General features: G+C 61.4%; 23 protein-coding genes and 1 pseudogene. 8 read left to right on the top strand and 16 right to left on the bottom strand.

Going from position 1 to position 21,848, the window contains the following annotated elements:
- Positions 1-64: 64 nt before the first annotated feature.
- Entirely contained in the window at positions 65-937 is an 873-nt protein-coding gene (locus FFS12_RS03200) for an NAD(P)-dependent oxidoreductase (RefSeq protein ID WP_137885489.1), read from the bottom strand.
- Positions 938-1,033: 96 nt separating this feature from the next.
- Here FFS12_RS03200 and FFS12_RS03195 point away from each other — a divergent pair, with 96 nt between their 5' ends.
- The 3 genes from FFS12_RS03195 to rhtA all read left to right on the top strand — a co-directional run bounded on the left by FFS12_RS03195 (position 1,034) and on the right by rhtA (position 2,933).
- On the top strand, positions 1,034-1,576 hold the full coding sequence (locus FFS12_RS03195) for an exonuclease domain-containing protein (protein WP_137885488.1): 543 nt from the start codon (positions 1,034-1,036) through the stop codon (positions 1,574-1,576).
- Positions 1,577-1,655: 79 nt separating this feature from the next.
- Complete coding sequence (locus tag FFS12_RS03190; protein ID WP_137885487.1) at positions 1,656-1,937, top strand: pyrimidine/purine nucleoside phosphorylase; 282 nt, start codon at positions 1,656-1,658, stop codon at positions 1,935-1,937.
- A gap of 114 nt (positions 1,938-2,051) precedes the next feature.
- Positions 2,052-2,933 carry a threonine/homoserine exporter RhtA gene (gene rhtA, locus FFS12_RS03185; RefSeq protein WP_137885832.1) on the top strand — a complete coding sequence of 294 codons (882 nt, stop codon included), beginning with the start codon at positions 2,052-2,054 and terminating at the stop codon, positions 2,931-2,933.
- Positions 2,934-3,008: 75 nt separating this feature from the next.
- Here rhtA and FFS12_RS03180 read toward each other — a convergent pair whose 3' ends face one another.
- The 3 genes from FFS12_RS03180 to FFS12_RS03170 all read right to left on the bottom strand — a co-directional run bounded on the left by FFS12_RS03180 (position 3,009) and on the right by FFS12_RS03170 (position 6,518).
- Complete coding sequence (locus FFS12_RS03180) at positions 3,009-4,784, bottom strand: ABC transporter transmembrane domain-containing protein (RefSeq protein WP_137885486.1); 1,776 nt, start codon at positions 4,782-4,784, stop codon at positions 3,009-3,011.
- 105 nt (positions 4,785-4,889) lie between these two features.
- Positions 4,890-5,330 carry a thiol-disulfide oxidoreductase DCC family protein gene (locus FFS12_RS03175; protein ID WP_137885485.1) on the bottom strand — a complete coding sequence of 147 codons (441 nt, stop codon included), beginning with the start codon at positions 5,328-5,330 and terminating at the stop codon, positions 4,890-4,892.
- 66 nt (positions 5,331-5,396) lie between these two features.
- Positions 5,397-6,518: an ATP-NAD kinase family protein gene (locus FFS12_RS03170; protein WP_137885484.1), complete on the bottom strand. Its 1,122-nt coding sequence runs from the start codon at positions 6,516-6,518 to the stop codon at positions 5,397-5,399.
- A 142-nt stretch (positions 6,519-6,660) separates the two neighbouring features.
- Here FFS12_RS03170 and FFS12_RS19830 point away from each other — a divergent pair, with 142 nt between their 5' ends.
- On the top strand, positions 6,661-6,837 hold the full coding sequence (locus FFS12_RS19830) for a PA1571 family protein (RefSeq protein WP_171011800.1): 177 nt from the start codon (positions 6,661-6,663) through the stop codon (positions 6,835-6,837).
- 72 nt (positions 6,838-6,909) lie between these two features.
- On the opposite strand, the gene pdxB is transcribed toward FFS12_RS19830, so the two are convergent.
- Positions 6,910-8,052 (bottom strand): 4-phosphoerythronate dehydrogenase PdxB, encoded by a 1,143-nt coding sequence (gene pdxB / locus FFS12_RS03165; protein WP_137885483.1) that lies wholly within the window; start codon positions 8,050-8,052, stop codon positions 6,910-6,912.
- A 297-nt stretch (positions 8,053-8,349) separates the two neighbouring features.
- On the opposite strand from pdxB, the gene FFS12_RS03160 reads away from it, so the two are divergent.
- Positions 8,350-9,744, top strand: a complete 1,395-nt coding sequence (locus tag FFS12_RS03160) for an MATE family efflux transporter (protein WP_256657254.1) — start codon at positions 8,350-8,352, stop codon at positions 9,742-9,744.
- A 35-nt stretch (positions 9,745-9,779) separates the two neighbouring features.
- Here the strand turns inward: FFS12_RS03160 and tusA are convergent, their stop codons facing one another.
- Positions 9,780-10,031 (bottom strand): sulfurtransferase TusA, encoded by a 252-nt coding sequence (tusA, locus tag FFS12_RS03155; protein WP_137817256.1) that lies wholly within the window; start codon positions 10,029-10,031, stop codon positions 9,780-9,782.
- A 187-nt stretch (positions 10,032-10,218) separates the two neighbouring features.
- Between tusA and FFS12_RS03150 the strand changes: the two genes are divergently transcribed.
- Entirely contained in the window at positions 10,219-11,775 is a 1,557-nt protein-coding gene (locus tag FFS12_RS03150; RefSeq protein ID WP_137885482.1) for an alpha/beta fold hydrolase, read from the top strand.
- A 44-nt stretch (positions 11,776-11,819) separates the two neighbouring features.
- Here FFS12_RS03150 and FFS12_RS03145 read toward each other — a convergent pair.
- From FFS12_RS03145 to FFS12_RS03125, 5 genes and pseudogenes are all read right to left on the bottom strand, one after another.
- Positions 11,820-12,011: pseudogene (locus tag FFS12_RS03145) on the bottom strand (23S rRNA (cytidine(2498)-2'-O)-methyltransferase RlmM); the annotation flags it as partial.
- 119 nt (positions 12,012-12,130) lie between these two features.
- Positions 12,131-12,868, bottom strand: coding sequence for an S-methyl-5'-thioinosine phosphorylase (locus FFS12_RS03140; protein WP_137885481.1), 738 nt, complete (start codon positions 12,866-12,868; stop codon positions 12,131-12,133).
- An 11-nt stretch (positions 12,869-12,879) separates the two neighbouring features.
- The gene (gene nagZ, locus FFS12_RS03135; RefSeq protein ID WP_171011818.1) at positions 12,880-13,878 is read right to left on the bottom strand and encodes a beta-N-acetylhexosaminidase; all 999 of its coding nucleotides are present in this window, start codon (positions 13,876-13,878) and stop codon (positions 12,880-12,882) included.
- Between the two features lie 22 nt (positions 13,879-13,900).
- On the bottom strand, positions 13,901-14,425 hold the full coding sequence (locus FFS12_RS03130) for a L,D-transpeptidase (protein ID WP_137885479.1): 525 nt from the start codon (positions 14,423-14,425) through the stop codon (positions 13,901-13,903).
- A gap of 46 nt (positions 14,426-14,471) precedes the next feature.
- Positions 14,472-15,179, bottom strand: a complete 708-nt coding sequence (locus FFS12_RS03125; RefSeq protein ID WP_137885478.1) for a TetR/AcrR family transcriptional regulator — start codon at positions 15,177-15,179, stop codon at positions 14,472-14,474.
- A 280-nt stretch (positions 15,180-15,459) separates the two neighbouring features.
- On the opposite strand from FFS12_RS03125, the gene lexA reads away from it, so the two are divergent.
- Together lexA and sulA are read left to right on the top strand one after the other, a co-directional pair.
- Positions 15,460-16,068 (top strand): transcriptional repressor LexA, encoded by a 609-nt coding sequence (lexA, locus tag FFS12_RS03120; RefSeq protein WP_137885477.1) that lies wholly within the window; start codon positions 15,460-15,462, stop codon positions 16,066-16,068.
- Positions 16,069-16,078: 10 nt separating this feature from the next.
- Entirely contained in the window at positions 16,079-16,552 is a 474-nt protein-coding gene (gene sulA, locus FFS12_RS03115) for an SOS-induced cell division inhibitor SulA (protein ID WP_137885476.1), read from the top strand.
- 166 nt (positions 16,553-16,718) lie between these two features.
- Here sulA and FFS12_RS03110 read toward each other — a convergent pair whose 3' ends face one another.
- From FFS12_RS03110 to fadA, 5 genes are all read right to left on the bottom strand, one after another.
- Entirely contained in the window at positions 16,719-16,952 is a 234-nt protein-coding gene (locus tag FFS12_RS03110) for a hypothetical protein (RefSeq protein WP_137817883.1), read from the bottom strand.
- 76 nt (positions 16,953-17,028) lie between these two features.
- Complete coding sequence (locus tag FFS12_RS03105) at positions 17,029-17,547, bottom strand: DUF6586 family protein (protein WP_137817884.1); 519 nt, start codon at positions 17,545-17,547, stop codon at positions 17,029-17,031.
- A gap of 76 nt (positions 17,548-17,623) precedes the next feature.
- Entirely contained in the window at positions 17,624-20,230 is a 2,607-nt protein-coding gene (topA, locus tag FFS12_RS03100; RefSeq protein ID WP_137885475.1) for a type I DNA topoisomerase, read from the bottom strand.
- Between the two features lie 114 nt (positions 20,231-20,344).
- Complete coding sequence (locus tag FFS12_RS03095) at positions 20,345-20,581, bottom strand: DUF1653 domain-containing protein (RefSeq protein ID WP_137885474.1); 237 nt, start codon at positions 20,579-20,581, stop codon at positions 20,345-20,347.
- Between the two features lie 89 nt (positions 20,582-20,670).
- Entirely contained in the window at positions 20,671-21,846 is a 1,176-nt protein-coding gene (fadA, locus tag FFS12_RS03090; protein WP_137885473.1) for an acetyl-CoA C-acyltransferase FadA, read from the bottom strand.
- Positions 21,847-21,848: the final 2 nt, after the last annotated feature.

Raw genomic sequence — 21,848 nt, 5'->3', positions numbered from 1 at the left:
TCTAATTGCTGGGTTTCACCCTAGAGGGCTCTTCCCAGCCTACAGCGTGCGATAAATTGCCCCCCTACGATGTCGGCTTCAGCCGCGCGATCAGGCTGGAGGTGTCCCAGCGACCACCGCCCATGGCCTGCACCTCGGCATAAAATTGATCGACCAGCGCGGTGACCGGCAATTGCGCACCATTACGGCTGGCTTCATCCAGGACGATGGAGAAGTCCTTACGCATCCAGTCCACCGCGAAGCCGAAATCGAACTTGCCCTCCAGCATGGTCTGATGGCGGTGCTCCAGTTGCCAGGACTGCGCCGCCCCCTGACTTATCACCTCCATCGCGCCCTGCGCATCCAGGCCTGCGCACTGGGCGAAATGCAGTGCCTCAGCCAGCGCCTGCACTAGCCCGCCGACACAGATCTGGTTGACCATCTTGGTCAACTGACCACTGCCTATCGGGCCCATCAGCTTGACCATCTTCGCGTAACTCTCGATCACCGGCGCGGCGCGCTCGTAGAAGGCCTGCTCACCACCGACCATCACCGTCAGCATGCCGTTCTCAGCACCCGCCTGACCACCCGACAGCGGCGCATCGAGAAAGCCCAGTTCGCGCTCCGCAGCTAACACCCCCAGTTCACGAGCCACGCTGGCGGAGGCCGTGGTGTGATCGACCAGTACACTGCCTGCGGCCATGCCGGCAAAGGCACCGTCGGCGCCCAGCAGCACACTGCGCAAGTCGTCATCATTGCCGACACAGGTCATCACCAGTTCGGCGCCCTGCGCCGCTTCACGCGGGGTGGCCGCGCTATCGCCAGCAAATTCGTCACACCAAAGCTCAGCCTTGGCCGGCGAGCGGTTATACACGCAGACCTGATGCCCCTCACACGCCAAGTGTCCGGCCATGTGAAAACCCATCGTGCCCAACCCGATAAATGCCACCTTAGCCATAGCTCACCTCCATCGTTCGACCAAACCAGAGCCTAGCATGCAGTTTGCCGACTCAGAAAAGCCCTTCCATACTGCCGAAAGCACAACGGAGGGGCCATGGGATATTGGTTGGTAATCGACCTGGAAGCCACCACGGAAGAGGGTGGCTGGCCAATCGCCGAGATGGAGATCATCGAGATCGGCGCCTGTCTGGTGTCCACCGACGGCCGTGAGCTGGATCACTTCCAGCGCTTCGTCCGGCCATTGCGCAAGCCCTACCTGACTAACTTCTGCCGCGAGCTCACGCATATCAGCCAAGCGCATGTGGATGCCGCCGCGCCACTGGCTGCAGTCTGGCCCTTATTCGAGCGCTGGCTGACCGCGCATCATCCACGCCTAACCGGCTGGGCCAGTTGGGGCGAGTATGACCGCCGCCAGCTGGAACAGGATTGGCGCCAGCAGCAGCTCAATAGCACGCTAAACGCGGTGCCACATCTCAACCTCAAGCAGCGTTTCGCCGAAGCCCGCCAGTTGCAGCGACCGGTGAGCCTGAACACCGCGCTGCAACTGGCCGGCCTGCACTTCAACGGCCAGCAGCACCGCGCCCTGGAAGATGCGCGCAACACCGCTCGCCTGCTGCCCTTAGTGCTTCCCGCCTAAAGCCATGCAAAGCGGGTGACGCACTGAAACGTGTTGGGCATACTGACCGGCCTTTTTAGCCCCCTTCGAGGAATTCCACATGTTCAAGGTCAACGAGTACTTCGACGGCACCGTCAAATCCATCGCCTTCGGCATGGCAGACGGCCCAGCCACCATCGGCGTGATGGCCGTAGGCGAATACGAATTCGGCACCAGCCAACTGGAAGTGATGCACGTCATCGCCGGCGCCCTGACCGTCAAGCTGCCGGGCAGCGACGCTTGGGAAACCTTCGCCGCGGGCAGCAAATTCACGGTGCCGGCCAACAGCAAATTCCAGCTGAAAGTCGCCGTCGATACTGCCTACCTCTGCGAATATCGCTGAGTAACAGGGCATGAAAAAACCGGCCTCAATGGTCGGTTTTTTTTGCCCATGTGCCAGCCTACGGTTTCCTGCGAGATTGCACAGCGGCAGCCGCTTTCATCAACGGACACGAACATGCCTGGGTCTAAACACGCGCCGTCAATCCTCCTGCCGATCGGCCTGCTGCTTATCGCCATGTGCTCGATTCAGGGCGGCGCCTCCCTGGCTAAAGGACTGTTCCCGATCATCGGCGCCGAAGGCACTTCGGCATTGCGCCTCGGCCTGGGCGCGGTCATCTTGTGCCTGGTCATACGCCCCTGGCGCGCCCGAGTAACTGCCCGCTCATGTCGATCGTTGATTGCCTATGGCGCAGCCCTGGGTGGCATGAACCTGATGTTCTACATGGCACTGAAAACCGTGCCGCTGGGCATTGCCGTGGCCCTGGAGTTCACCGGCCCACTGGTCCTGGCGCTGCTGTCCTCGCGGCGGATCATCGACTTTGCCTGGATCGCGCTGGCCGTACTGGGCCTGGTGCTGCTGTTGCCGACCGATCAGGCGAGCGCGCAGCTCGATCCAGTCGGCATGGGTTTGGCCCTCGGCGCGGGCGTGTGCTGGGCGCTGTACATCGTCTTCGGCCAAAAAGCCGGCGCTGAACATGGCGCCCATACCGTCGCGCTGGGGACGATTGTTGCCGCGTTGATCGTCTTTCCGATCGGGCTGGTGCAGGTCGGTAGCAGCCTCTTCAGCTGGTCGCTGCTGCCCGTCGCGATTGCTGTCGCCATACTCTCGACAGCCCTGCCCTACAGCCTGGAAATGGCCGCGCTCACCCGCCTGCCCGCGCGCACCTTCAGCACGTTGATGAGCATCGAACCGGCGGTTGCCGCGCTCGCAGGCCTGCTATTCCTGCACGAACAACTGAACCTGACGCAATGGCTGGCCATCGGAGCGATTATTATCGCGTCGGTAGGCACCGCCACGACGGTCAAGCCCAAACCTAAAAAGCTGAGCCTGAACTGACCAGACTCAGCTTCATCAAACACAGTAAAGCGACAGCCCACCCGCGAGGAGCCAACGCGGATTAAGGAAGCGGACTCAGGCCACAGCGTCCACAGTATTGAACTGCAACTCGGCCAGCCGCCGATACAACTCGTTAGTCGCCACCAGTTCTTGGTGGCTGCCGATGGCAATCAACTTGCCGTGCTCGATCACCGCAATGCGGTCGGCGTTCTGTACCGTCGCCAGCCGATGCGCAATCACCAGCGTGGTGCGCCCACGCATCAGCCTTGGCAGCGCTTGCTGGATCAGATGCTCGCTTTCCGCATCCAAGGCACTGGTGGCTTCATCCAGCAGCAGAATCGGCGCATCGACTAACAAGGCGCGGGCGATGGCCAGGCGTTGTCGTTGACCACCAGAGAGCCCCAGACCGCTGTCGCCCAGATGAGTCTGGTAGCCGTTGGGCATTTTCATGATGAAGTCGTGCGCATGCGCGGCGCGCGCCGCGGCCTCGACTTCGGCGTGCGAGGCCGCGGCTTTGCCGTAGCGGATATTTTCTTCGACGCTGCCGAAGAACAACGCCGGGCTTTGCGAAACCAGGGCGAAACAACGGCGCAGAGCCTGCGGGTCCAGTTGAGCGATAGGCTGCCCCTCGAGCAGGATGCGGCCCTCTTGCGGGTCGAAAAAGCGCAACAGCAAATCAAACAGCGTGGATTTACCCGCTCCGGATGGACCCACCAAGGCCAACGTTTCACCGGGCTCGACCACCAGGCTGATGCCATCGACGGCATAACTTTCGCGGCGCGTCGGATAAGCAAAGCGCACCGACTCCAGCACGATTCGCCCGCTCACCGGCTGCGGTAACTGCGCTTGTTGGCCGGTCGGCGGGTTGATTTCACTGCGCGCCTGCAACAACTCGGCAATCCGCTCGGCCGCCCCCGCCGCGCGCTGCAACTCGCCGATCACTTCGCTCAGCGTGCCAAACGCGGTACCGACAATCAGGCTGTAGAAGACAAACGCCGCCAACTCGCCACCGGAAATACGCCCGGCGATCACATCCATACCGCCGACCCAGAGCATCACCCCGACGGCGCCCAGCACCAGCAAAATCACCACGCTAATCAGCCAGGCGCGCTGGGCAATGCGTTGGCGCGCGGTGTTGAAGGCCTCTTCCACGGTGCCACCGAAACGACTCTTATCCTCTTCCTGATGGTTGTAGGCCTGCACCGTCTTGATCTGCCCCAGCGTTTCGCCGACATAGCTGCCAACATCGGCGACCCGATCCTGACTCAAGCGGGAAAGACTGCGTACCCGGCGACCGAAGATCAGGATCGGCGCGATCACCAAAGGCAGGGCCGCAATCACGATCGCCGAGAGCTTGGGGTTGGTAATGAACAGCAGAATGATCCCGCCAATCAGCATCAGTGCATTGCGCAACGCCATCGACAGCGATGAGCCAATCACCGACTGCAACAGCGTGGTATCCGCGGTTAGCCGCGACTGAATCTCGGAGCTGCGATTGGTCTCGTAAAAGCCCGGATGCAGGTTGATCAAGTGGTTGAACACGCGCTTGCGAATATCCGCGACAAAGCGCTCACCAATCCACGACACCAGATAAAAGCGGGTAAAGGTGCCGACCGCCAACGCCACAACCAGAAACATGAACAGCGCAATCGACTGATTGAGCATGGCTGGCGATTGCGTAGCGAAGCCCTTATCCACCAACAGCTTGACGCCCTGCCCCATGGACAAGGTAATGCCCGCAGTAAACAGCAACGCCAGCAAGGCGCCGATCACCTGCCAGCGATAAGGCGCGACAAAGCGGCGAGTCATGCGTAGCGCATTGCGCTGACGGGATGAGAGAAGTGCAGCCATAGATAAGTAAGACTCAATTAGGTGAAACGAAAGCCCGCGCCCGAGCGATCCGTGCCATTCAGGCTGTCCAACGGGCTGGGCACGCGCTGCACTTATTCTATGAATTCAGGCATCGGCATGCAGAAAGCGTCGAGCATGCTCGGGGCTGGGTAAAAGACAAGCGTCATATTTGCCAAATAGGCGATAGCGATTCAACGCAATGCGATCGTACAGCCAATTGCGCAGCGGCCTCGGGATAAGCCGCAGCACTAGCAAAGCACGCCAGGGCCAGTGCAGTTGGCCAACTATCCGCAAGATCGCCTCGGAACGCACGAACAACTCACGCCCCTCGATATAGGCCATGGTTTCAAAGGTCTCGGTCGGCAACCCATACCAACGCAGAATCGCTTGCCCTTCCGCCGATTGCACCGAGGCCAGCTTGAACAGCTGCTCACGGTCATAACGAAGCAAAAACCGCACCCAGCCATTGCACAGCTTGCAGACCCCGTCGAACAGCACCACGCGGGCGCCAGGCTGAATCAAGGGCGGGAAACCTTCAGCACTCATAAAAAACATCCTTTGCTGCATTCGACCGAGCGACAGTAACGCAATGACGGGCCGCGCGTTTTTGCTTCAAGCCCCATAGCCAAGCGGGTAAAGCAGCTCTTCCTTATATCCCGCCCACACCCGAATCGCATCCGGAAAGGCTTCATCCAAAGCCGGATCACCGCTATCCACCAGCAGTGGGCGGCCGGCGAGAGTTTCCAGTTTGCGTTTAGTCGCCACCACTCGCAGCTGATCCAAGCCCACCGCGCGCAGAATTCGCGGACTGATCTGCTGGTTACCACGACCAAGAATATGCCCCTGCCCACCGATGGCCGTGACCAGCAGAAACGCCGGATAACCATCGACCAGCTCGAACAGCTGCGCCTCGGTGACATCCTGTGCGATGACTTGGCCATTCTCGATCACATCGACGCCGAGCAAGGTGGTCTGCAGGCCAAGGTTATGCGCCAAGCCATGCAGGGTAGAACCTGGGCCGAGGATGTAACGCACATCGCGCTGCCAGGTGTCCTCCAGCCAGGCGGCCAACTCGCTCAGCACCAACTCTTCGGACTCCATACCGGCTTGTTTGACCTGCTGCATATAACCGCCCTCCTGCGGCACGCACAGCTCGCCGTACCAACGGGCGGCCACCCGGCCCTCGCGCAACGCAGCTTCGTCGAGGTCCCGCACTTCACCGCTGGCCAGGCGAACCAGGCCGCCCTCGATCAGGCGGCGGGTCAACTCACCTGCCGCGCGCGGACTGATGGCGTAAACCCCGGAATGAATCTTCACCCCGGCCGGAATACCCAGCACCGGCTGGTTTTGCCGGGCTACAGCGCACACATCCCGCGCCGTGCCGTCGCCGCCGGCAAACAGGATCAGCGCGACGCCGGCAGTTTGCAGCGCTTCGACGGCCTTCCGGGTGTCGTCCGCCCTAGTCATGCCCTCGTTTAACTCACCCAGCAGGCGATGAGCAAAACCCATCTCGCGCAACAAGTCGCCTCCCATAGGGCCGGGAAAGCTGAGGAACTCGATGCGTTCGGCCAGCGGCCGCAGACACTCCAGCGCGATCCGCGTACGCAGCGCCGCGCGCGGTTCTGAACCGCGCGCCAGAGCCTCAGCGGCAACCCCATCGCTGCCTTTGAGCGCCGCCGGGCCGCCCAGACCGGCCAGTGGATTGATGATCAGGCCCAGATGAAAGCGTGACATTCCTACCTCGTTGAACTCGTCTTACTGTGGGAATAATTTTTTATAAGATCGAAAGTCGACTGTTAGAACCCGCCCAAAGCTGTCACCGAGCGTTCATCTAGGCCACCTAAACTTGGCGAACCACCCGATGAGGAGACAGGCCATGAGCTTGCAAAACAGCACTTCTGAGCGCCGCGCAGTCCCGCTGAAACCGCAGCAGCCGGTCGGTGGAGCGATCATCGACGCCCAAGGGCGAGAAATCCCCATCACCGAACACATGATTCAACGCGCATGCAACGAACTGGATAAAGCTTGGGTGTCGGCCCCTAAGCGGGCCTGAACACTGCCGCAAATTTGAACCCGGACGCCCACCCGGGTTTTTCATTTTAACCAGCGCAACAGTTCGCCGGGATTATGCCAGCGTGGCCCCGAGCGCCCTTACCAGCCGCACCAACTCTGGCGCCTCACCACTCAAACGGACCCGCAGGCCATCGATTTCGCGGCGCGCTGGGTAGTACTTGCGCAAGGCATCGAAGCCGGCACGGCGAGCCGCGGCAGAACCCACCAAGCTGCGGCGAAACTCGGCATCGTCACGGCGCGGGTCATACACCGCGCGGCACAACAGGCCCAGCGCCCAGCTCGGATCAGTCGCGGCATCCAGGCCCAACTCAGTCAACCAAGGCGGCGGCAGCAACTCGTCCAGCTCTACGCTGGGCGCCAGGCCCAAGTATGCGCAAAGAGCCTGGTAAATCTGCGCGGTGCCCCGCAGCTTGCCGTCCAGGCTATAGCCGGCGATGTGCGGGGTGGCGATCAGGCACAGCTCCGCCAGCTCCACATCCACTTCCGGCTCAGCTTCCCAGACATCCAGCACCGCTTCCAGATCCATGCGTTGGGCGAGTAACTGGCGCAGCGCCGCGTTATCCACCACCGCACCACGGCTGGCATTAATCAGCCACGCACCGGGCTTGAGCCGCACCAGGCGTTCGGCATCGAGCAGGTGGTATGTCGGCTGCGCAGAAGCATAGGTGAGCGGCGTGTGCAGGCTCAGCACATCGCACTCGACGAGGATTTCATCGAGGCTGACGTAGTCACCGCCCTCCGCGGCCTGGCGCGGTGGATCGCAGACCAATACGCGCCAGCCCAAAGCCCGTAGCACTTCGACCAGGCGCCCGCCAACCTGCCCGGCGCCCACCACCCCGTAAGTCCGCGTGGCCAACTCGACGCCCCGCACTTCGGCCAGGCTCAGCAGGCTGCCGAGTACATAATCGACCACCCCGCGGGCATTGCAGCCGGGGGCGCGGGCCCAGCCAATGCCGGCCTCGGCGAAGTAATCGAGGTCGAGATGGTCGGTGCCGATGGTACAGGTGCCGACAAAGCGCACCCGGCTGCCGTGCAGCAGCGCGCGATTGACCTCGGTCACCGAACGCACCAGCAAGACATCGGCATCCGCCACTGCCGCGCGATCGAAGGCGCGACCCGGCAAACGCCGAATCTCGCCGAATCCGGCAAAGAACTCATCGAGCAGGGGAATATTTTCGTCGGCAAGAATTCGCATAACAGGCTCCGCAAATCAGGCTGCCATTCTAGGGCGTGTTCACAGTAAATGACGAATCGCGTTGGCGCTGTGATCGCGCGCCCTGCCAGCCCACTACAGCTCGTCGCCCTTGGCATGTACCGCCACGGCACCAGTTGCAGCGCACTTTCCTGACCAATGCGTCAGGGCGTAGACTCTGCAGTCCCCAGCAAGTCCTGCTCCATGGCGCCCTCAGCGCTCGCCGCAACACTCAGGCAGGACGAGTGCCCGGCCACCACTGCCGATACAGTGCGTGCTTGATATACCAATGGAATTCCCGTGACTGCCAGCGAATCACGCTTCAACCGCACCCGCCGCGAACTGCGCGCCCTGCTCACCCTCGCTCTACCGATCATGATTGCCCAGCTGTCCCACTCCGCCATGGGTTTCGTCGATGCGGTGATGGCCGGCCGTGTCAGCCCGCGCGACCTGGCCGCCGTAGCCTTGGGTAACTCGATCTGGGTGCCGGTGTTCCTGCTGATGACCGGCATTCTCCTGGCGACCACGCCCAAGGTCGCGCAACGTTTTGGCGCCGGCCAGGAAACCGAGATCGGCCCGTTGGTACGCCAGGCCCTGTGGCTGGCGCTGGCCGTGGGATTGGGCGCGGCCGTCCTACTCTGGTGCGCCGAGCCGGTATTGCACCTGATGAAGGTCGATCCGCAGCTGATCGGCCCGAGCATGACTTACCTGTATGGCATCGGCAGCGGCATCCCGGCAGTCGCGCTCTACCATGTGCTGCGCTGCTTCAGTGACGGTCTCGGTCGCACCCGCCCGAGTATGGTGCTGGGCATCTGCGGGTTGCTGCTGAATATCCCGCTGAACTACGTGTTCATCTATGGCCACCTCGGCATGCCGGCGATGGGCGGCCCCGGCTGTGGCTGGGCCACCGCGCTGGTGATGTGGTTCATGTTTTTCGGCATGCTCGCCTGGGTGCATTGGGCACCGGTGTACAAAGCCAGTCAGCTGTTCAGCCATTTCGAGTGGCCGCGCTGGCAGGTGATCCAACGCCTGCTCAGCATCGGGGTGCCAATCGGCATCGCCGTGTTTGCCGAGTCGAGTATCTTCGCGGTGATCGCCCTGCTGATCGGCGGCCTGGGCGCCCACGTCGTCGCCGGCCATCAAATCGCGCTGAACTTCAGCTCACTGGTGTTCATGATTCCCTATGCGCTGGGCATGGCGGTCACCGTCCGCGTCGGCCAAGCCCTGGGCCGTGGCGAGCCGCGTGAGGCGCGCTTTGTCGCGGGGCTGGGAATCGCCACCGCGCTGGCCTATGCGTGCGTCTCGGCCAGCCTGATGCTGTGGCTGCGCGCCAGCATCGCGCAGATCTATACCCCGGATGCAACGGTCATCGCCGTGGCCTCGACGCTGATCATCTTCTCCGCGCTGTTCCAGTTCTCCGACGCCATTCAGGTGACCGCCGCCGGCGCCCTGCGCGGCTACCAAGACACCCGCGCGACCATGCTCATGACCCTGTTCGCCTATTGGGGCATCGGCCTGCCGGTGGGCTATGCGCTGGGGCTGTCGGATTGGTTCGGCGAGCCCAGCGGACCACGCGGTCTGTGGCAGGGATTGATTGTCGGCCTGACGTGCGCCGCGCTGATGCTGACGATTCGCCTGGCCCGTAGTGCGCGCCAGCGTATCCGCAGCAGCGCCGCGGTTTATTCATCGTCATGAGCCGGCACGGCGGCTAGCGCGTCCCAATAGATCGCTTATGAGCTCTTCTTGCGAATCCAGTACAGATAGGTCCCCGCCTCTTCCTGCTGCTCCAGCAACTCATGGCCGAGGAACATGCAGAACTTGGGGATGTCGCGGCGCGTCGAGGGATCGGTCGCGATCACCTTGAGCAAACCACCGGCTGGCAGGTCGCGCACCTTGTTGTGCAGCAGCATGACCGGCTCGGGGCAATACAGGCCCGTGGCGTCCAGAATGGCGTCAGCCAGCGTGGTATCGAGTTCAGACATTGAGGCGCTCCAAAAACTGATGGCCATTGTCGCGCAAAGCTGACCCTGAGGTCACCTTCACCCGTCCGATTCAGGCCGTGTGAAAACTACTGCGCCCGGCTGACACAACCTTGGATGGGCAGCCACTAAGCCCGCGTTGCGGCAAGCTGCAGCCTTATTTGCCATAAGAAATTAAGAGCTTGCCGCCATGCGCCTGAGTTTGCTCCTGCTTACCGCCCTGCTACTGAGTGGCTGCGCCGCTCGTGATCAATTGCCGGATTTCGCCGCCACGGCCGATCAGGACTTACCGGCCACGCACTTCGAAGCGGTCATTCTCGGTCGCGACGGCACCAAACTCTCTGCCACGGTCTTCCAGCCGGCCCTGAAAGCCGGCGCCAGTGCCCCGGTGATAGTGCAGACCCACGGCTGGGGCGGCTGGCGCGTGACCGGGCCGGAGAGTTTCTACGGCACCCAGATGATGTCCGGGCGCGCGGCCCTGAAAGCCTGGCAAGCCGGCTTCTGGGTGATCAGTTACGACCAGCGCGGCTGGGGTGGCAGCGATGGCAATATCGAGATGATGGACCCGCGCTACGAGGTGCAGGACGCCCTCGCCGTGATCGACTGGGCGGCGCAACACCTGCCGCGCCTGCGCATGGACGGGCCGAACGATCCACGGGTCGGCATGCTCGGTGAAAGTTACGGCGGCGCCGTGCAGTTGCTGGCTTCGGCCGAGGACCCGCGCATCGACGCCCTGGTGCCCATCGCCACCTGGTACGACCTCGCCGAAGCGCTGGCACCGGGCGGCCACATGAAGGTCGGCTGGACCGGCGTATTGCTCGGCCTCGGCATGACCACCGGTTATGACCTCGGCAAGTTCGCCCAGCCGCCCTACCTGAAAAGCGCTGGCGGCGAGATGACCACGCAAGCGCAAGCCGAACTCAAGGCCCATAGCCTGACCAGCTACTGCGCCCGCGGCCAGCGCCCCCACGCCGACACCCTGTTGATCCAGGGCATGCGCGACACCTTGTTCCCGCTCAACCAGGGCCTGGCGATTCGCGACTGCCTGCAACAGGGCGATGCCGACATACGCCTGCTGGGCATGCAGGGCGGGCACATCTTGCCGCCGCCCATGCAGAGCTGGAGCGGCCTGCCGCCCTTCAACAACGAGCCCGTGCTGCACTGCGGTGACCGCGCGATCAATCTGTATCAGGCGATAGTCGCCTGGTACCAAGACAAACTGGACGGCCGCACCGGTGTGGCCGCCAGCGTGCCGGAACTCTGCCTGAGCCTGAACCTGGAGCAGGGCCTGGCGCTGCAACAGCTGCCCGCAGCCCAGCAACGACTCACTCTGCCGGCAACCCAGATTCGCCCACTGAGCAGCGGCCTGCTGGAGCCGGCTCGCTTTATCCCGCTGCACACGGCGCAAGAAACCAGCGCGCTGGTCGGCGTACCGCGTATTTATCTGGCTGAAGATGCGCAAGCACCCACCCTGTTCGCCTCCTTAGTGGTGCAGCGCGCCGATGGCAGCAGCGAAGTACTGAGCGAACAAGTCACCCCGCTGACCGGGCAGGCCGAGACTGATTTGGCGGCCATCAGCAGCGTGCTGCAACCCGGCGATGTGCTAGGCCTGCGGATCAGTGGTTTCAGCGGCCAGTACCTGTTCAACAGTTCCTGGCAGCCGTCATCGGTGACCCTGCGCGGGGAAATCGAGCTGCCCGGGCTACAGCCCTTGCCGCCGCGCCTGGCTAACAGCCAATTGCCGTGATCGCCAACCTACATGAGAGAGGCCTGAGGGGTTCTACTACTTGCCTAAGCGGCGCAGACTTCTTCGCGGTCGTGATGGAGCTGTTTGCAGCCGATGGCGACCTTGATGCCGCGCGCGACAAAGCCGTCCTCGATACGCTCGAGCAGGCGCCGCACTTAGGCGTAACGCTGCTTCATCGGCAGTTTGAGGTTGACCACCGCCTCGCGGCGCAGCCCTTCACCGGTCCAGGACTGTAGGGTGGGTTAGTAGGCGTAACCCACCATCCGGCCCGCAAGTGGCGATGCTTGGCGGCACCCTTGGTGGGTTACGCCGCTGCGCGGCTAACCCACCCTACGAACTTAAGGCTTACAGCTTCTTATTCCCCCAACACCCTGGCCAATACCGCCTTGACCTTGTCGATGCCTTCGGCCAGTGCCTGTTCGATCTCGGCCATGGTGATGATCCCAGCCGACTTGCCGGCCGCCGGGTTGACCACCAGCGCCAGACAGGCATAGGGCAACGCCAGCTCGCGGGCCAGCACCGTTTCCGGCATGCCGGTCATGCCGACGATGTCGCAACCGTCGCGCTCCAACCGGGCGATCTCGGCCACCGTCTCTAGCCGCGGCCCCTGGGTGCAGGCATACACGCCATGCCCGCTGAACGCGCAGCCTCCCGCCGCCAGCGCTGCCGTCAACTGCTCGCGCAGCGCAGCATCGTAGGGGTAGCTGAAATCCACGTGGGTCACATGCTCCAGCTCACCCGCGAAGAAGGTGTGCTCACGCCCGGAGGTGTAATCGATGATCTGGTGTGGGACGCAGAAATGTCCGGTGCCCATGGCCGGGTGAATACCGCCGACGGCATTCACCGCCACAATCGCCTCGGCCCCGGCCTGTTTCAGCGCCCAGAGGTTGGCCCGGTAGTTGACCTGGTGCGGCGGAATGCGGTGCGGATGGCCATGCCGTGCCAGGAACAGCACCTCGCGACCGGTGTACTCACCACGCAGGATATCCGCCGAAGGCGCGCCATAGGGCGTGTCCAGGGACAGCGCCTGGCGAATGGTCAAACCTTCCAGCTGGGTCAGGCCGGTGCCGCCGATAATGGCGTAGACAGTCATGTTCGTTATCCTTAGTCAATCAACTGGGCGGCCTGCAAGGCACCCATGGCCTGGAGCCAACGCGGGCTCTGACGGTATTCGGTGGTCGGGAAAGCCTGGCCGCGCATCCGCGCCAGACGCGCTGGCGGCTGCACTTTCAGACGCTGCAAAGCGCTCAAGGCCAGTTCTGCGGCGCCGCGCTCATTGCACACCAGCCCCATGTCGCAGCCCGCAGTCAGGGCAGCCTCGATCCGGTTCGCCGCATCGCCCACCACATGGGCGCCAGCCATGGACAGGTCATCACTGAAGATCACCCCATCGAACTGCAACTCACCGCGCAGGATGTCCTGCAGCCAACGACGGGAGAAACCGGCCGGCTGGCTGTCCACCTGCGGGTAGATGACATGGGCCGGCATCACCGCGGCCAACTGCTGACTTAATGCCGCGAAAGGCCGCAGATCACTAGCGCGGATCTGCTCCAGGCTGCGCTCGTCAACGGGAATCGCCACATGAGAGTCCGCCTCCGCCCAGCCATGGCCGGGAAAATGCTTGCCGGTCGCCGCCATACCGGCCGCGTTCATGCCGCGAATGAAGGCACCGGCCAGCAGCGTGGCCCGCTGTGGGTCGCCCTCGAAAGCACGGCTACCGACCACCGCACTGCGCTGATAATCCAGATCGAGCACCGGCGCAAAGCTTAGATCCAGCCCCACCGCCAGCACTTCGGTAGCCATCAGCCAACCGCACTGCTCGGCCAGCCACTCGGCATTAGCGTTATCGGCAATCGCCCGCATCGCCGGCAACCGCACGAAACCTTGGCGCAGACGCTGTACTCGCCCCCCCTCTTGATCCACCGCCAACAACAAATCCGGACGCACGGCACGAATCGCCGCAGACAGCTCCCGCACCTGTCGCGGATGCTCGATATTGCGCGCGAACAAGATCAGACCGCCCACTTGCGGCTGGCGCAGTAGTTGGCGGTCTTCGGCGGTCAGCCAAGTGCCACCGATATCCAGCATCAATGAGCCTTGCAGGCCAGAAGTCATAACAAAATCCTTAGCTGAGTTCGGCCGCCGCCCATGCCGGGCACGGCGCTTCATCTATCTGTACAGCGCAGTGGACGGGCACACGGGGAAAGAGTTCCAGCACATCGCGATTGCGCAGGCGAATGCAGCCGTGGGAGCCAGGTATCCCCATCGGCTCAGTGTCCGGGGTGCCATGCAGGTAGACATAACGGCGGAAGGTATCCACGGCACCGAGACGATTGCGCCCCAACTCGCAGCCGCTTAGCCAGAGAATCCGCGTGAGAATCCAATCGCGGTTGGGAAACTGCTCGCTCAGCGCCTCAGACCAGACCTCGCCCGTCCAACGCCGCCCACGCAGCACCGCACCCACGGGTAGCCCTTCGCCAATCTTCGCGCGCACCTGATGCAGGCCGCGCGGCGTACAGCCGGAGCCGTTTTGCTCACCCGGTCCATTCAGTGCAGTGGAAACCGCCAGGCGCAGCACCAGCTGCCCATTGGCAAAGCCGTACAGGCATTGGTCGGCGAGAGAGATGTGGAGAAGATCGAGGGCACGCATGGCGGCTAGCTTAGCCGATCACATCGGCTGCGCCCACCGCTCGACGTCAAACCTTGGCGGTGGCGATTGCGGTTTTGCTGCGCGGCCGGAGCTGTGCGCTGGCCAGGGTTTCATCGGTCACCCCGGTTTCAGAACGCATGCCCGCTGCGAGGAATGGCACCATCAGGCGCATCACCTGCTCAATCGAGGTATTCACACCAAAATCAGTCTCGGCAATGGCGCGTAGCGCCTTGATCCCAGACATGCTGAAAGCGGCCGCACCGAGCATGAAGTGCACCCGCCAGAACAGCTCGATGGGTGGAATCCGTGGCGCCGCCTCATGCACCAGTTGCATATAGCGGCGAAACACCTTGCCGTACATATCTTCCAAATAACGCCGCAGGTGGCCCTGACTCTGACTGAACGCCAGCCCTAACAGGCGCATGAAAATCGACAGATCATTGCCACTGCGTGGCTTCACCGCCAAGGCTTGCTCGACCAGGATTTCGAGCAAATCTTCCAGGCTGGCTTTGTGATCGGCTTTAGCCTGACGGCGGTCCAGCTCTCGTTCGAGACTGGCGCAGAAAGGCCCGAGGAAGCGCGAGAACACCGCCTGGATCAGTGCTTTCTTCGAGCCGAAGTGATAGTTCACCGCCGCCAGGTTGACCCCGGCCTTGCTGGTGATCAAGCGTAACGACGTCTCAGCGAAACCTTTCTCCGCGAACAACTGTTCAGCAGCATCGAGGATGCGTTCGACGGTTTCTGACTGGGCCATTGGACATCACCTAACAAACACTTGTTTGAAACATACGTTTCAAGCCGCAACCTTGTCAAGTCGCATGAGCCGCCTTTCGGCCGGCCAGTCACGGACTTTTATAACAGACTGACTTTTATAACAGAGAGGCTTACTGCAAGACGTCCGCCAAGCGCCTGAAGTAACAGTCCTTGCTCGTCCGCTGCCAGTAGAAAAGCTTCAAAGCTGCAAAAAGGAGGATTGCCAAGCCTCAATCACTGTATATAATCACAGTCACTGTATAAAAAGACAGAGCTCAATAATGCTAAAACTGACGCCCCGCCAAGCTGAGATTCTCGCCTTTATCAAGCGCTGCCTTGAAGATAACGGCTACCCGCCGACCCGCGCAGAGATTGCCCAGGAACTCGGCTTCAAGTCACCCAACGCAGCCGAGGAACACCTAAAAGCGCTCGCCCGCAAAGGCGCGATTGAAATGACCCCAGGTGCTTCACGCGGCATCCGCATTCCCGGTTTTGAGCCGAGCAATGAGGAAGATGGCCTGCCCATCATTGGTCGCGTCGCTGCTGGCGCACCGATTCTGGCACAACAACATATCGAAGAATCCTGCCGGATCAACCCGGCGTTCTTCCATCCACGGGCCGACTACTTATTGCGTGTCCGCGGCATGAGCATGAAAGACGTCGGCATCTTCGATGGCGACCTGCTCGCCGTGCACACCACCCAAGAAGCACGCAACGGCCAAATTGTTGTGGCGCGCCTTGATGACGAAGTGACAGTAAAACGCTTTAAGCGCGAAGGCGACAAGGTCTGGCTGATTGCCGAGAACCCTGAGTTCGCGCCCATCGAAGTGGACCTGGAAGCACAGGATCTGGTGATCGAAGGTTTGAGTGTCGGCGTTATTCGCCGCTAAAGGAGACTTTATGCAGTTCCCGCAGTCGCTGAACCGTACGCAGCTTCCACTGTTCGAGGCCTTTCTGGCTCAACCGGTGACACCGCTGTTAACCGAAGCTGTGGAATCAGCTTGGTTTGATGACCCGGAAACCTTTAGCGAGCTGTCGCTGCGCGGCGCTGCCGGGAATTGCCTACACCTGCTCGCACCCATACTGCGCGAACTGAGTCAGGAAAAAGATGCCCGCTGGCTAACGCTGATCGCCCCACCAGCAAGCCTGACCCAAGCCTGGCTACGCGATGCAGGACTGAACCGCGAACGCATCCTCCTGCTCCAACCACGTGGCGAACAGAGCGCCCTAGGCCTTGCTTGCGAAGCTCTGCGCCTGGGCCGCAGCCATACAGTCGTAAGCTGGCTGCACCCGCTGCAGCGTCCGGCGCGCCAGCAACTTGCCGATGCCGCTTGCCTGGGCAAAGCACAAAGTCTGAATATCAGCCTGGGCTAAAGATCACTGATCGATTTCAGCCGCTGATCGGCACATGGATGTGCCACTCGCAACACAAAGACATTTACTTTGCCTAGAGAAATGCCGAGGCAGAAGGGTTTGCCGCGCTAGAAGAGCGCTTCAGGAAGAACCGCTCAATCAACTATTGGGAAGTAACGCGCGCTGATCAGTGAAGTACGCGCGGCCCATCTTCTCGCTCAAAATCACCCTCAGCCAATCGACCCGCCATTTGCACGCCCACATTCAGCATGGCTTTAGCGACTTCAATATGGTGACCCTGCAGAAAGGCCTTGGCATCGGCAGAAAAATCTAGAACTACCAACGCCTCTTCATCCTCTGCACGACGCAAGGCAATGCGCCCGTCGGGCAACTCGACGATTTCAAGAAAGGATGTAGGCATAAAATCTAATCTCCACGAAAGGCCGTTAGTGTACCAGCCAGCTTGGCCTCTCCCCTAGCCCACCTATCCACCCAACTCAGCACTCGCTGAGCGACTCACGAAAACGCAAGGCCAACACTTTGAGCTGCTGACGCCAGTCTTCCAGCAGTAGACGCGCCAGTGGCGGCTCGTCCTCATCCAGGCTGAGCGACTCGATCAAGGGCAGCGTCGGATCAATTTTCGCCTTTTTCGGCGCTTGTGGCGGCTGAAAGAGTGCCGCATAGGCTGCCACCAACTGGGCAAGCCAGGTCTCCGACTGCTGCGCCAGTTCTACCAGCTCAGCCAACTCTGGGCTCGGCGCGGTATCCAATACGGCTTTCGTCAGCACTAGCTCCACGCGCGGAACATTGGTCTCCGCCAGCCGGTAATAGCCGGCGATTTCGTGGCAAAGGCCTAGCAGCCCACCGTACAGGTGAAATAACGCCGCCTCGCGCTCGGCCTGAATCAGCGCCTGGGCGTTCATCGCACGCCCCTCTTCTGCTTGGCGCCAGGCATCCAGGGCCAAGCCAGCAAAATAGAGTTTTTGGTTGGTGCGGGTATACAGTTCATGGGCCATTACGGCGCCCTCCACAGCAGATACGGTCAATATACGCGCGCTAGCAAAGGCCGGCGCGCGTTCTATCTGATCCCGCTTAGCGTTTGTCTTCGACCTTCCAGGCCCCGCCGCCGTAGAACGCCCGCCAGCCGGTGGGCTTACCGTCCACCTCGCTCTGTACATACTGTTCGCGAGTCTTGCGGCTGAAGCGAATCACCGCAGGACGCCCATCCGGGTCCTTCTTCGGCGCCTCGATCAGGAAGTGATACTTCGGATCGATTTCGTCCTTGTGCGGAATCAGCTCCAGCACCAGAGGCGCGCGGGTTTCGCGGTTCTTCGGAAACTGGCTGGCCGCGAGAAACAGACCGGAAGCGCCATCGCGCAGTACGTAGGTGTCGTTAACCTTCTCGCACTTCAGCTCCGGCATCTTCACCGCATCCATCTTCGGCGGCGCCGGCTCGCCACTTTTCAGCAGCTTGCGGGTGTTCTTGCACTCAGCATTGGTGCAACCGAAGAATTTACCAAATCGACCGGTTTTCAACTGCATCTGGCTGCCGCACTTATCGCACTCGAGACTTGGCCCTTCATAGCCCTTGATCCGGTACTGACCCTGCTCGATCTCATAGCCCGTGCAATCCGGGTTGTTACCGCAGATATGCAGCTTACGCGTCTCATCCAGCAGATAGGCATCCATCGCAGTGCCGCACTTCTGGCAGCGATGCTTGCCCAGCAGCACCCGGGATTCGGATTCGCCTTCATCATCGGCGGCGATCTCATCGCCGGGGATTAGGTTGAGGGTCGACTTGCAGCGCTCTTTCGGCGGCAGGCTGTAGCCCGAGCAGCCGAGGAATACGCCGGTCGAGGCGGTACGAATCATCATCGGCCGGGCACATTCGCGGCAGGCGATATCGGTCGGCGTCGGCTGATTGGCACGCATGCCGCTGTCGGTTTCGGCAGCCACTTCGAGCTTTTTCTTGAAGTCGCCGTAGAACTCATCCAGCACGTGCTTCCACTCGCGCTCGCCCTGGGCCACATCGTCCAGATGCTCTTCCATGCCGGCAGTGAAGCCGTAGTCCATCAGGTTGGAGAAACTCTCGGAGAGACGCTCGGTAACGATGTCGCCCATTTTTTCCGAGTAGAAACGCCGGTTGTGCAGCGCTACATAACCGCGTTCCTGAATCGTCGAGATGATCGCGGCGTAAGTGGATGGGCGGCCAATACCACGCTTCTCCATCTCCTTGACCAGGCTGGCTTCCGAGTAGCGCGCCGGCGGCTTGGTGAAGTGCTGGCTCGGATCGAGCTTGAGCAACTTCAGCACTTCGCCTTCGCTCATGTCCGGCAGCACATCGTCATCACCTGGCTTGCTCAACTGCGGCAGCGCACGGGTATAGCCATCGAACTTGAGGATGCGGCCCTTGGCGCGCAACTCGAACTTGCTGGCCGCCACGCTGACGGTGGTCGACAGGTATTCCGCCGGCGGCATCTGGCAGGCGACGAACTGACGCCAGATCAGCTCATACAGACGCTCGGCATCACGCTCCATGCCGGACAACTGGGTCGGTTTGAGGTTGACGTCGGACGGGCGAATCGCCTCGTGCGCTTCCTGCGCGCCTTCCTTGCTGCTGTAGACATTCGGCTTGGCGGGCAGGTATTTCTTGCCAAACTCGCCTTCGATAAAGTCACGAACCATGCTCACGGCATCGGCCGAGAGGTTGGTCGAATCGGTACGCATATAGGTGATGTAGCCAGCCTCATACAGACGCTGGGCCATCATCATGGTCTTCTTCACGCCAAAGCCGAGGCGATTGCTCCCCGCCTGCTGCAAGGTGGAAGTGATGAAAGGTGCCGACGGCTTGCTACTGGTCGGTTTGTCTTCACGCTTGACGATGCTGTAGCTAGAAGCCTTGAGCTTCTCCAGCGCAGCCATGGCCTGCTGTTCATTCAGCGGCTTGAACGCCTCGCCATTCTCACGCGCCACTTCAAAGCGGACATTGGCGCCTTTGGCGGTGCCGAGATGGGCATGGATCTCCCAGTACTCTTCCGGGTTGAACGCACGAATTTCCCGCTCACGCTCGACTACCAGTTTCACCGCTACCGACTGCACACGGCCGGCGGACAGGCCGCGGGCGATCTTCGCCCACAGCAGCGGCGAGACCATGTAGCCGACCACCCGGTCGAGGAAGCGGCGCGCTTGTTGCGCGTTGACCCGGTTGATATCCAGCTCGCCCGGCTGGGAAAAGGCTTCTTGAATCGCCTTCTTGGTGATTTCGTTGAACACCACGCGCTTGTAGCGGCTGTCATCACCGCCGATAGCCTCGCGCAGGTGCCAGGCAATGGCCTCCCCTTCACGGTCCAAGTCGGTTGCGAGATAGATGGTGTCGGCATCCTTGGCCAAGCGGCGCAGCTCTTCGACAACCTTTTCCTTGCCCGGAAGGATCTCGTATTTGGCCTTCCAGCCATGTTCCGGATCGACCCCCATGCGCGCTACCAACTGGCGCTTGGCTTTTTCCTTAGGTGACAGCACCGGCGCTTCAGCGGCAGCCTTGCCACGTTTGACCGGCTCTTTGCTGGCACTAGCCGAACCGCTGGTAGGCAGGTCACGGATATGGCCGATGCTCGACTTCACCACGTACTGGCTGCCCAGATACTTGTTGATGGTCTTGGCCTTGGCCGGGGATTCCACGATGACCAGCGATTTGCCCATGGATCGGAAATTTCCTGAATTCGAGAAGTGAAAGGCGGAAGGCGCCTCTCGCGGCACCGCTATATATAGTGGTGACCAAGGTGAGGTCAAGCGTGCGGCAAGTTCGATCTCAGCTCAGGGCTGCACGAAGAGGTCCGCTTCAGCCTGAATCAAAGCAAAGCGCGGTACGGCCTGCCCGTCCACCTCGACGGTTTCACGGAACATGCTCAGCGGACGCACCCACAGGCCGTAATCGCCGTAAAGGGCCTGATAAACCACGACCTGCTCTTCTGTCTCGGAATGCCGAGCCACCCCAAACACGCGGTACTCAGGGCCTTTGTAGTGACGATAGAGACCAGGTTGTAGCTGCATCATGTCGCTCCTTGCTGCTGCAAAATAAAAAATACCGAACCCAAAACAAAAACCGGGGCACTGGGCCCCGGTTACGTATCGTCAAACGCTTAGATGCGTTCGAAGATAGTGGAGATACCTTGGCCGAGTCCGATACACATAGTGGACACGCCGAAAGTACCGCCGTTCTGCTTCATCACATTCAGCAAGGTCCCGGAGATACGCGCGCCGGAGCAGCCGAACGGGTGACCCAGGGCGATCGCGCCGCCGTGCAGGTTAACCTTCTCGTTCATCTTGTCGAGCACTTTCAAATCCTTCAGCACTGGCAGGGCCTGTGCGGCGAAGGCTTCGTTAAGCTCGATGAAGTCGATGTCAGCCATGCTCAGACCCGCACGCTTCAGCGCTTTCTGCGTGGCCGGCACCGGGCCGTAACCCATGATTGCCGGGTCAACGCCCGCTACCGCCATGGCACGGATCACGGCCATCGGCTGGATGCCGAGGTCCTGGGCGCGCTGCGCCGACATGACGATCATGCAGGAAGCACCGTCAGTGATCTGCGAGGAAGTACCTGCAGTCACGGTGCCGCCTTTGGGGTTGAACGCAGGCTTCAGTGCAGCCAGGCTTTCCAGAGTAGTTTCCGGACGAATGGTCTCGTCGTAGTCAAACACTTTCAGGAAACCGTTCTCGTCGTAGCCTTGCATCGGGATGATTTCATCCTTGAACTTGCCTTCGACGGTGGCCTTGTGCGCCAGGCGGTGCGAACGCTCACCGAACGCATCCTGCTGCTCACGGCTGATGCCGTGCATCTTGCCGAGCATCTCGGCGGTCAGGCCCATCATGCCCGACGCCTTGGCGGCGTACAGGGACAGATGCGGGTTCGGATCGACACCGTGCATCATGCCGACGTGGCCCATGTGCTCCACGCCGCCGATGACGAACACGTCACCGTTGCCGGTCATGATGGCCTGCGCAGCGGTGTGCAGGGCGCTCATGGAGGAACCACACAGACGGCTGACGGTTTGGCCGGCGCTGGTGTGCGGGATCGGAGTCATCAGCGACGCCATGCGCGCGATGTTCCAACCTTGTTCCAGGGTCTGGTTGACGCAGCCCCAGATCACATCTTCCACTTCGGCCGGATCGACCTTGGGGTTGCGTGCCAGCACGCCAGTGATCAATTGTGCGGACATGCTGTCGGCGCGGGTGTTGCGGTGCATGCCACCCTTGGAACGACCCATCGGGGTGCGACCGAAGTCGACAATCACCACGTCTCTTGGATTCAGGCTCATAA

The organism is Pseudomonas sp. 2FE (genome assembly GCF_005503735.1).
Lineage (GTDB): Bacteria > Pseudomonadota > Gammaproteobacteria > Pseudomonadales > Pseudomonadaceae > Aquipseudomonas.
Note: the sequence above shows the minus strand (reverse complement) of the source record. Positions and strands in the feature narration are given on the sequence as shown.

What these genes read in the sequence shown, in the direction of transcription:
- FFS12_RS03200 (WP_137885489.1), bottom strand. Translation starts at nt 937, where the DNA reads ATGGCTAAGGTGGCATTTATCGGGTTGGGCACGATGGGTTTTCACATG.
- FFS12_RS03195 (WP_137885488.1), top strand. Translation starts at nt 1,034, where the DNA reads ATGGGATATTGGTTGGTAATCGACCTGGAAGCCACCACGGAAGAGGGT.
- FFS12_RS03190 (WP_137885487.1), top strand. Translation starts at nt 1,656, where the DNA reads ATGTTCAAGGTCAACGAGTACTTCGACGGCACCGTCAAATCCATCGCC.
- rhtA (WP_137885832.1), top strand. Translation starts at nt 2,052, where the DNA reads ATGCCTGGGTCTAAACACGCGCCGTCAATCCTCCTGCCGATCGGCCTG.
- FFS12_RS03180 (WP_137885486.1), bottom strand. Translation starts at nt 4,784, where the DNA reads ATGGCTGCACTTCTCTCATCCCGTCAGCGCAATGCGCTACGCATGACT.
- FFS12_RS03175 (WP_137885485.1), bottom strand. Translation starts at nt 5,330, where the DNA reads ATGAGTGCTGAAGGTTTCCCGCCCTTGATTCAGCCTGGCGCCCGCGTG.
- FFS12_RS03170 (WP_137885484.1), bottom strand. Translation starts at nt 6,518, where the DNA reads ATGTCACGCTTTCATCTGGGCCTGATCATCAATCCACTGGCCGGTCTG.
- FFS12_RS19830 (WP_171011800.1), top strand. Translation starts at nt 6,661, where the DNA reads ATGAGCTTGCAAAACAGCACTTCTGAGCGCCGCGCAGTCCCGCTGAAA.
- pdxB (WP_137885483.1), bottom strand. Translation starts at nt 8,052, where the DNA reads ATGCGAATTCTTGCCGACGAAAATATTCCCCTGCTCGATGAGTTCTTT.
- tusA (WP_137817256.1), bottom strand. Translation starts at nt 10,031, where the DNA reads ATGTCTGAACTCGATACCACGCTGGCTGACGCCATTCTGGACGCCACG.
- FFS12_RS03150 (WP_137885482.1), top strand. Translation starts at nt 10,219, where the DNA reads ATGCGCCTGAGTTTGCTCCTGCTTACCGCCCTGCTACTGAGTGGCTGC.
- FFS12_RS03140 (WP_137885481.1), bottom strand. Translation starts at nt 12,868, where the DNA reads ATGACTGTCTACGCCATTATCGGCGGCACCGGCCTGACCCAGCTGGAA.
- FFS12_RS03130 (WP_137885479.1), bottom strand. Translation starts at nt 14,425, where the DNA reads ATGCGTGCCCTCGATCTTCTCCACATCTCTCTCGCCGACCAATGCCTG.
- FFS12_RS03125 (WP_137885478.1), bottom strand. Translation starts at nt 15,179, where the DNA reads ATGGCCCAGTCAGAAACCGTCGAACGCATCCTCGATGCTGCTGAACAG.
- lexA (WP_137885477.1), top strand. Translation starts at nt 15,460, where the DNA reads ATGCTAAAACTGACGCCCCGCCAAGCTGAGATTCTCGCCTTTATCAAG.
- sulA (WP_137885476.1), top strand. Translation starts at nt 16,079, where the DNA reads ATGCAGTTCCCGCAGTCGCTGAACCGTACGCAGCTTCCACTGTTCGAG.
- FFS12_RS03110 (WP_137817883.1), bottom strand. Translation starts at nt 16,952, where the DNA reads ATGCCTACATCCTTTCTTGAAATCGTCGAGTTGCCCGACGGGCGCATT.
- FFS12_RS03105 (WP_137817884.1), bottom strand. Translation starts at nt 17,547, where the DNA reads ATGGCCCATGAACTGTATACCCGCACCAACCAAAAACTCTATTTTGCT.
- topA (WP_137885475.1), bottom strand. Translation starts at nt 20,230, where the DNA reads ATGGGCAAATCGCTGGTCATCGTGGAATCCCCGGCCAAGGCCAAGACC.
- FFS12_RS03095 (WP_137885474.1), bottom strand. Translation starts at nt 20,581, where the DNA reads ATGCAGCTACAACCTGGTCTCTATCGTCACTACAAAGGCCCTGAGTAC.
- fadA (WP_137885473.1), bottom strand. Translation starts at nt 21,846, where the DNA reads ATGAGCCTGAATCCAAGAGACGTGGTGATTGTCGACTTCGGTCGCACC.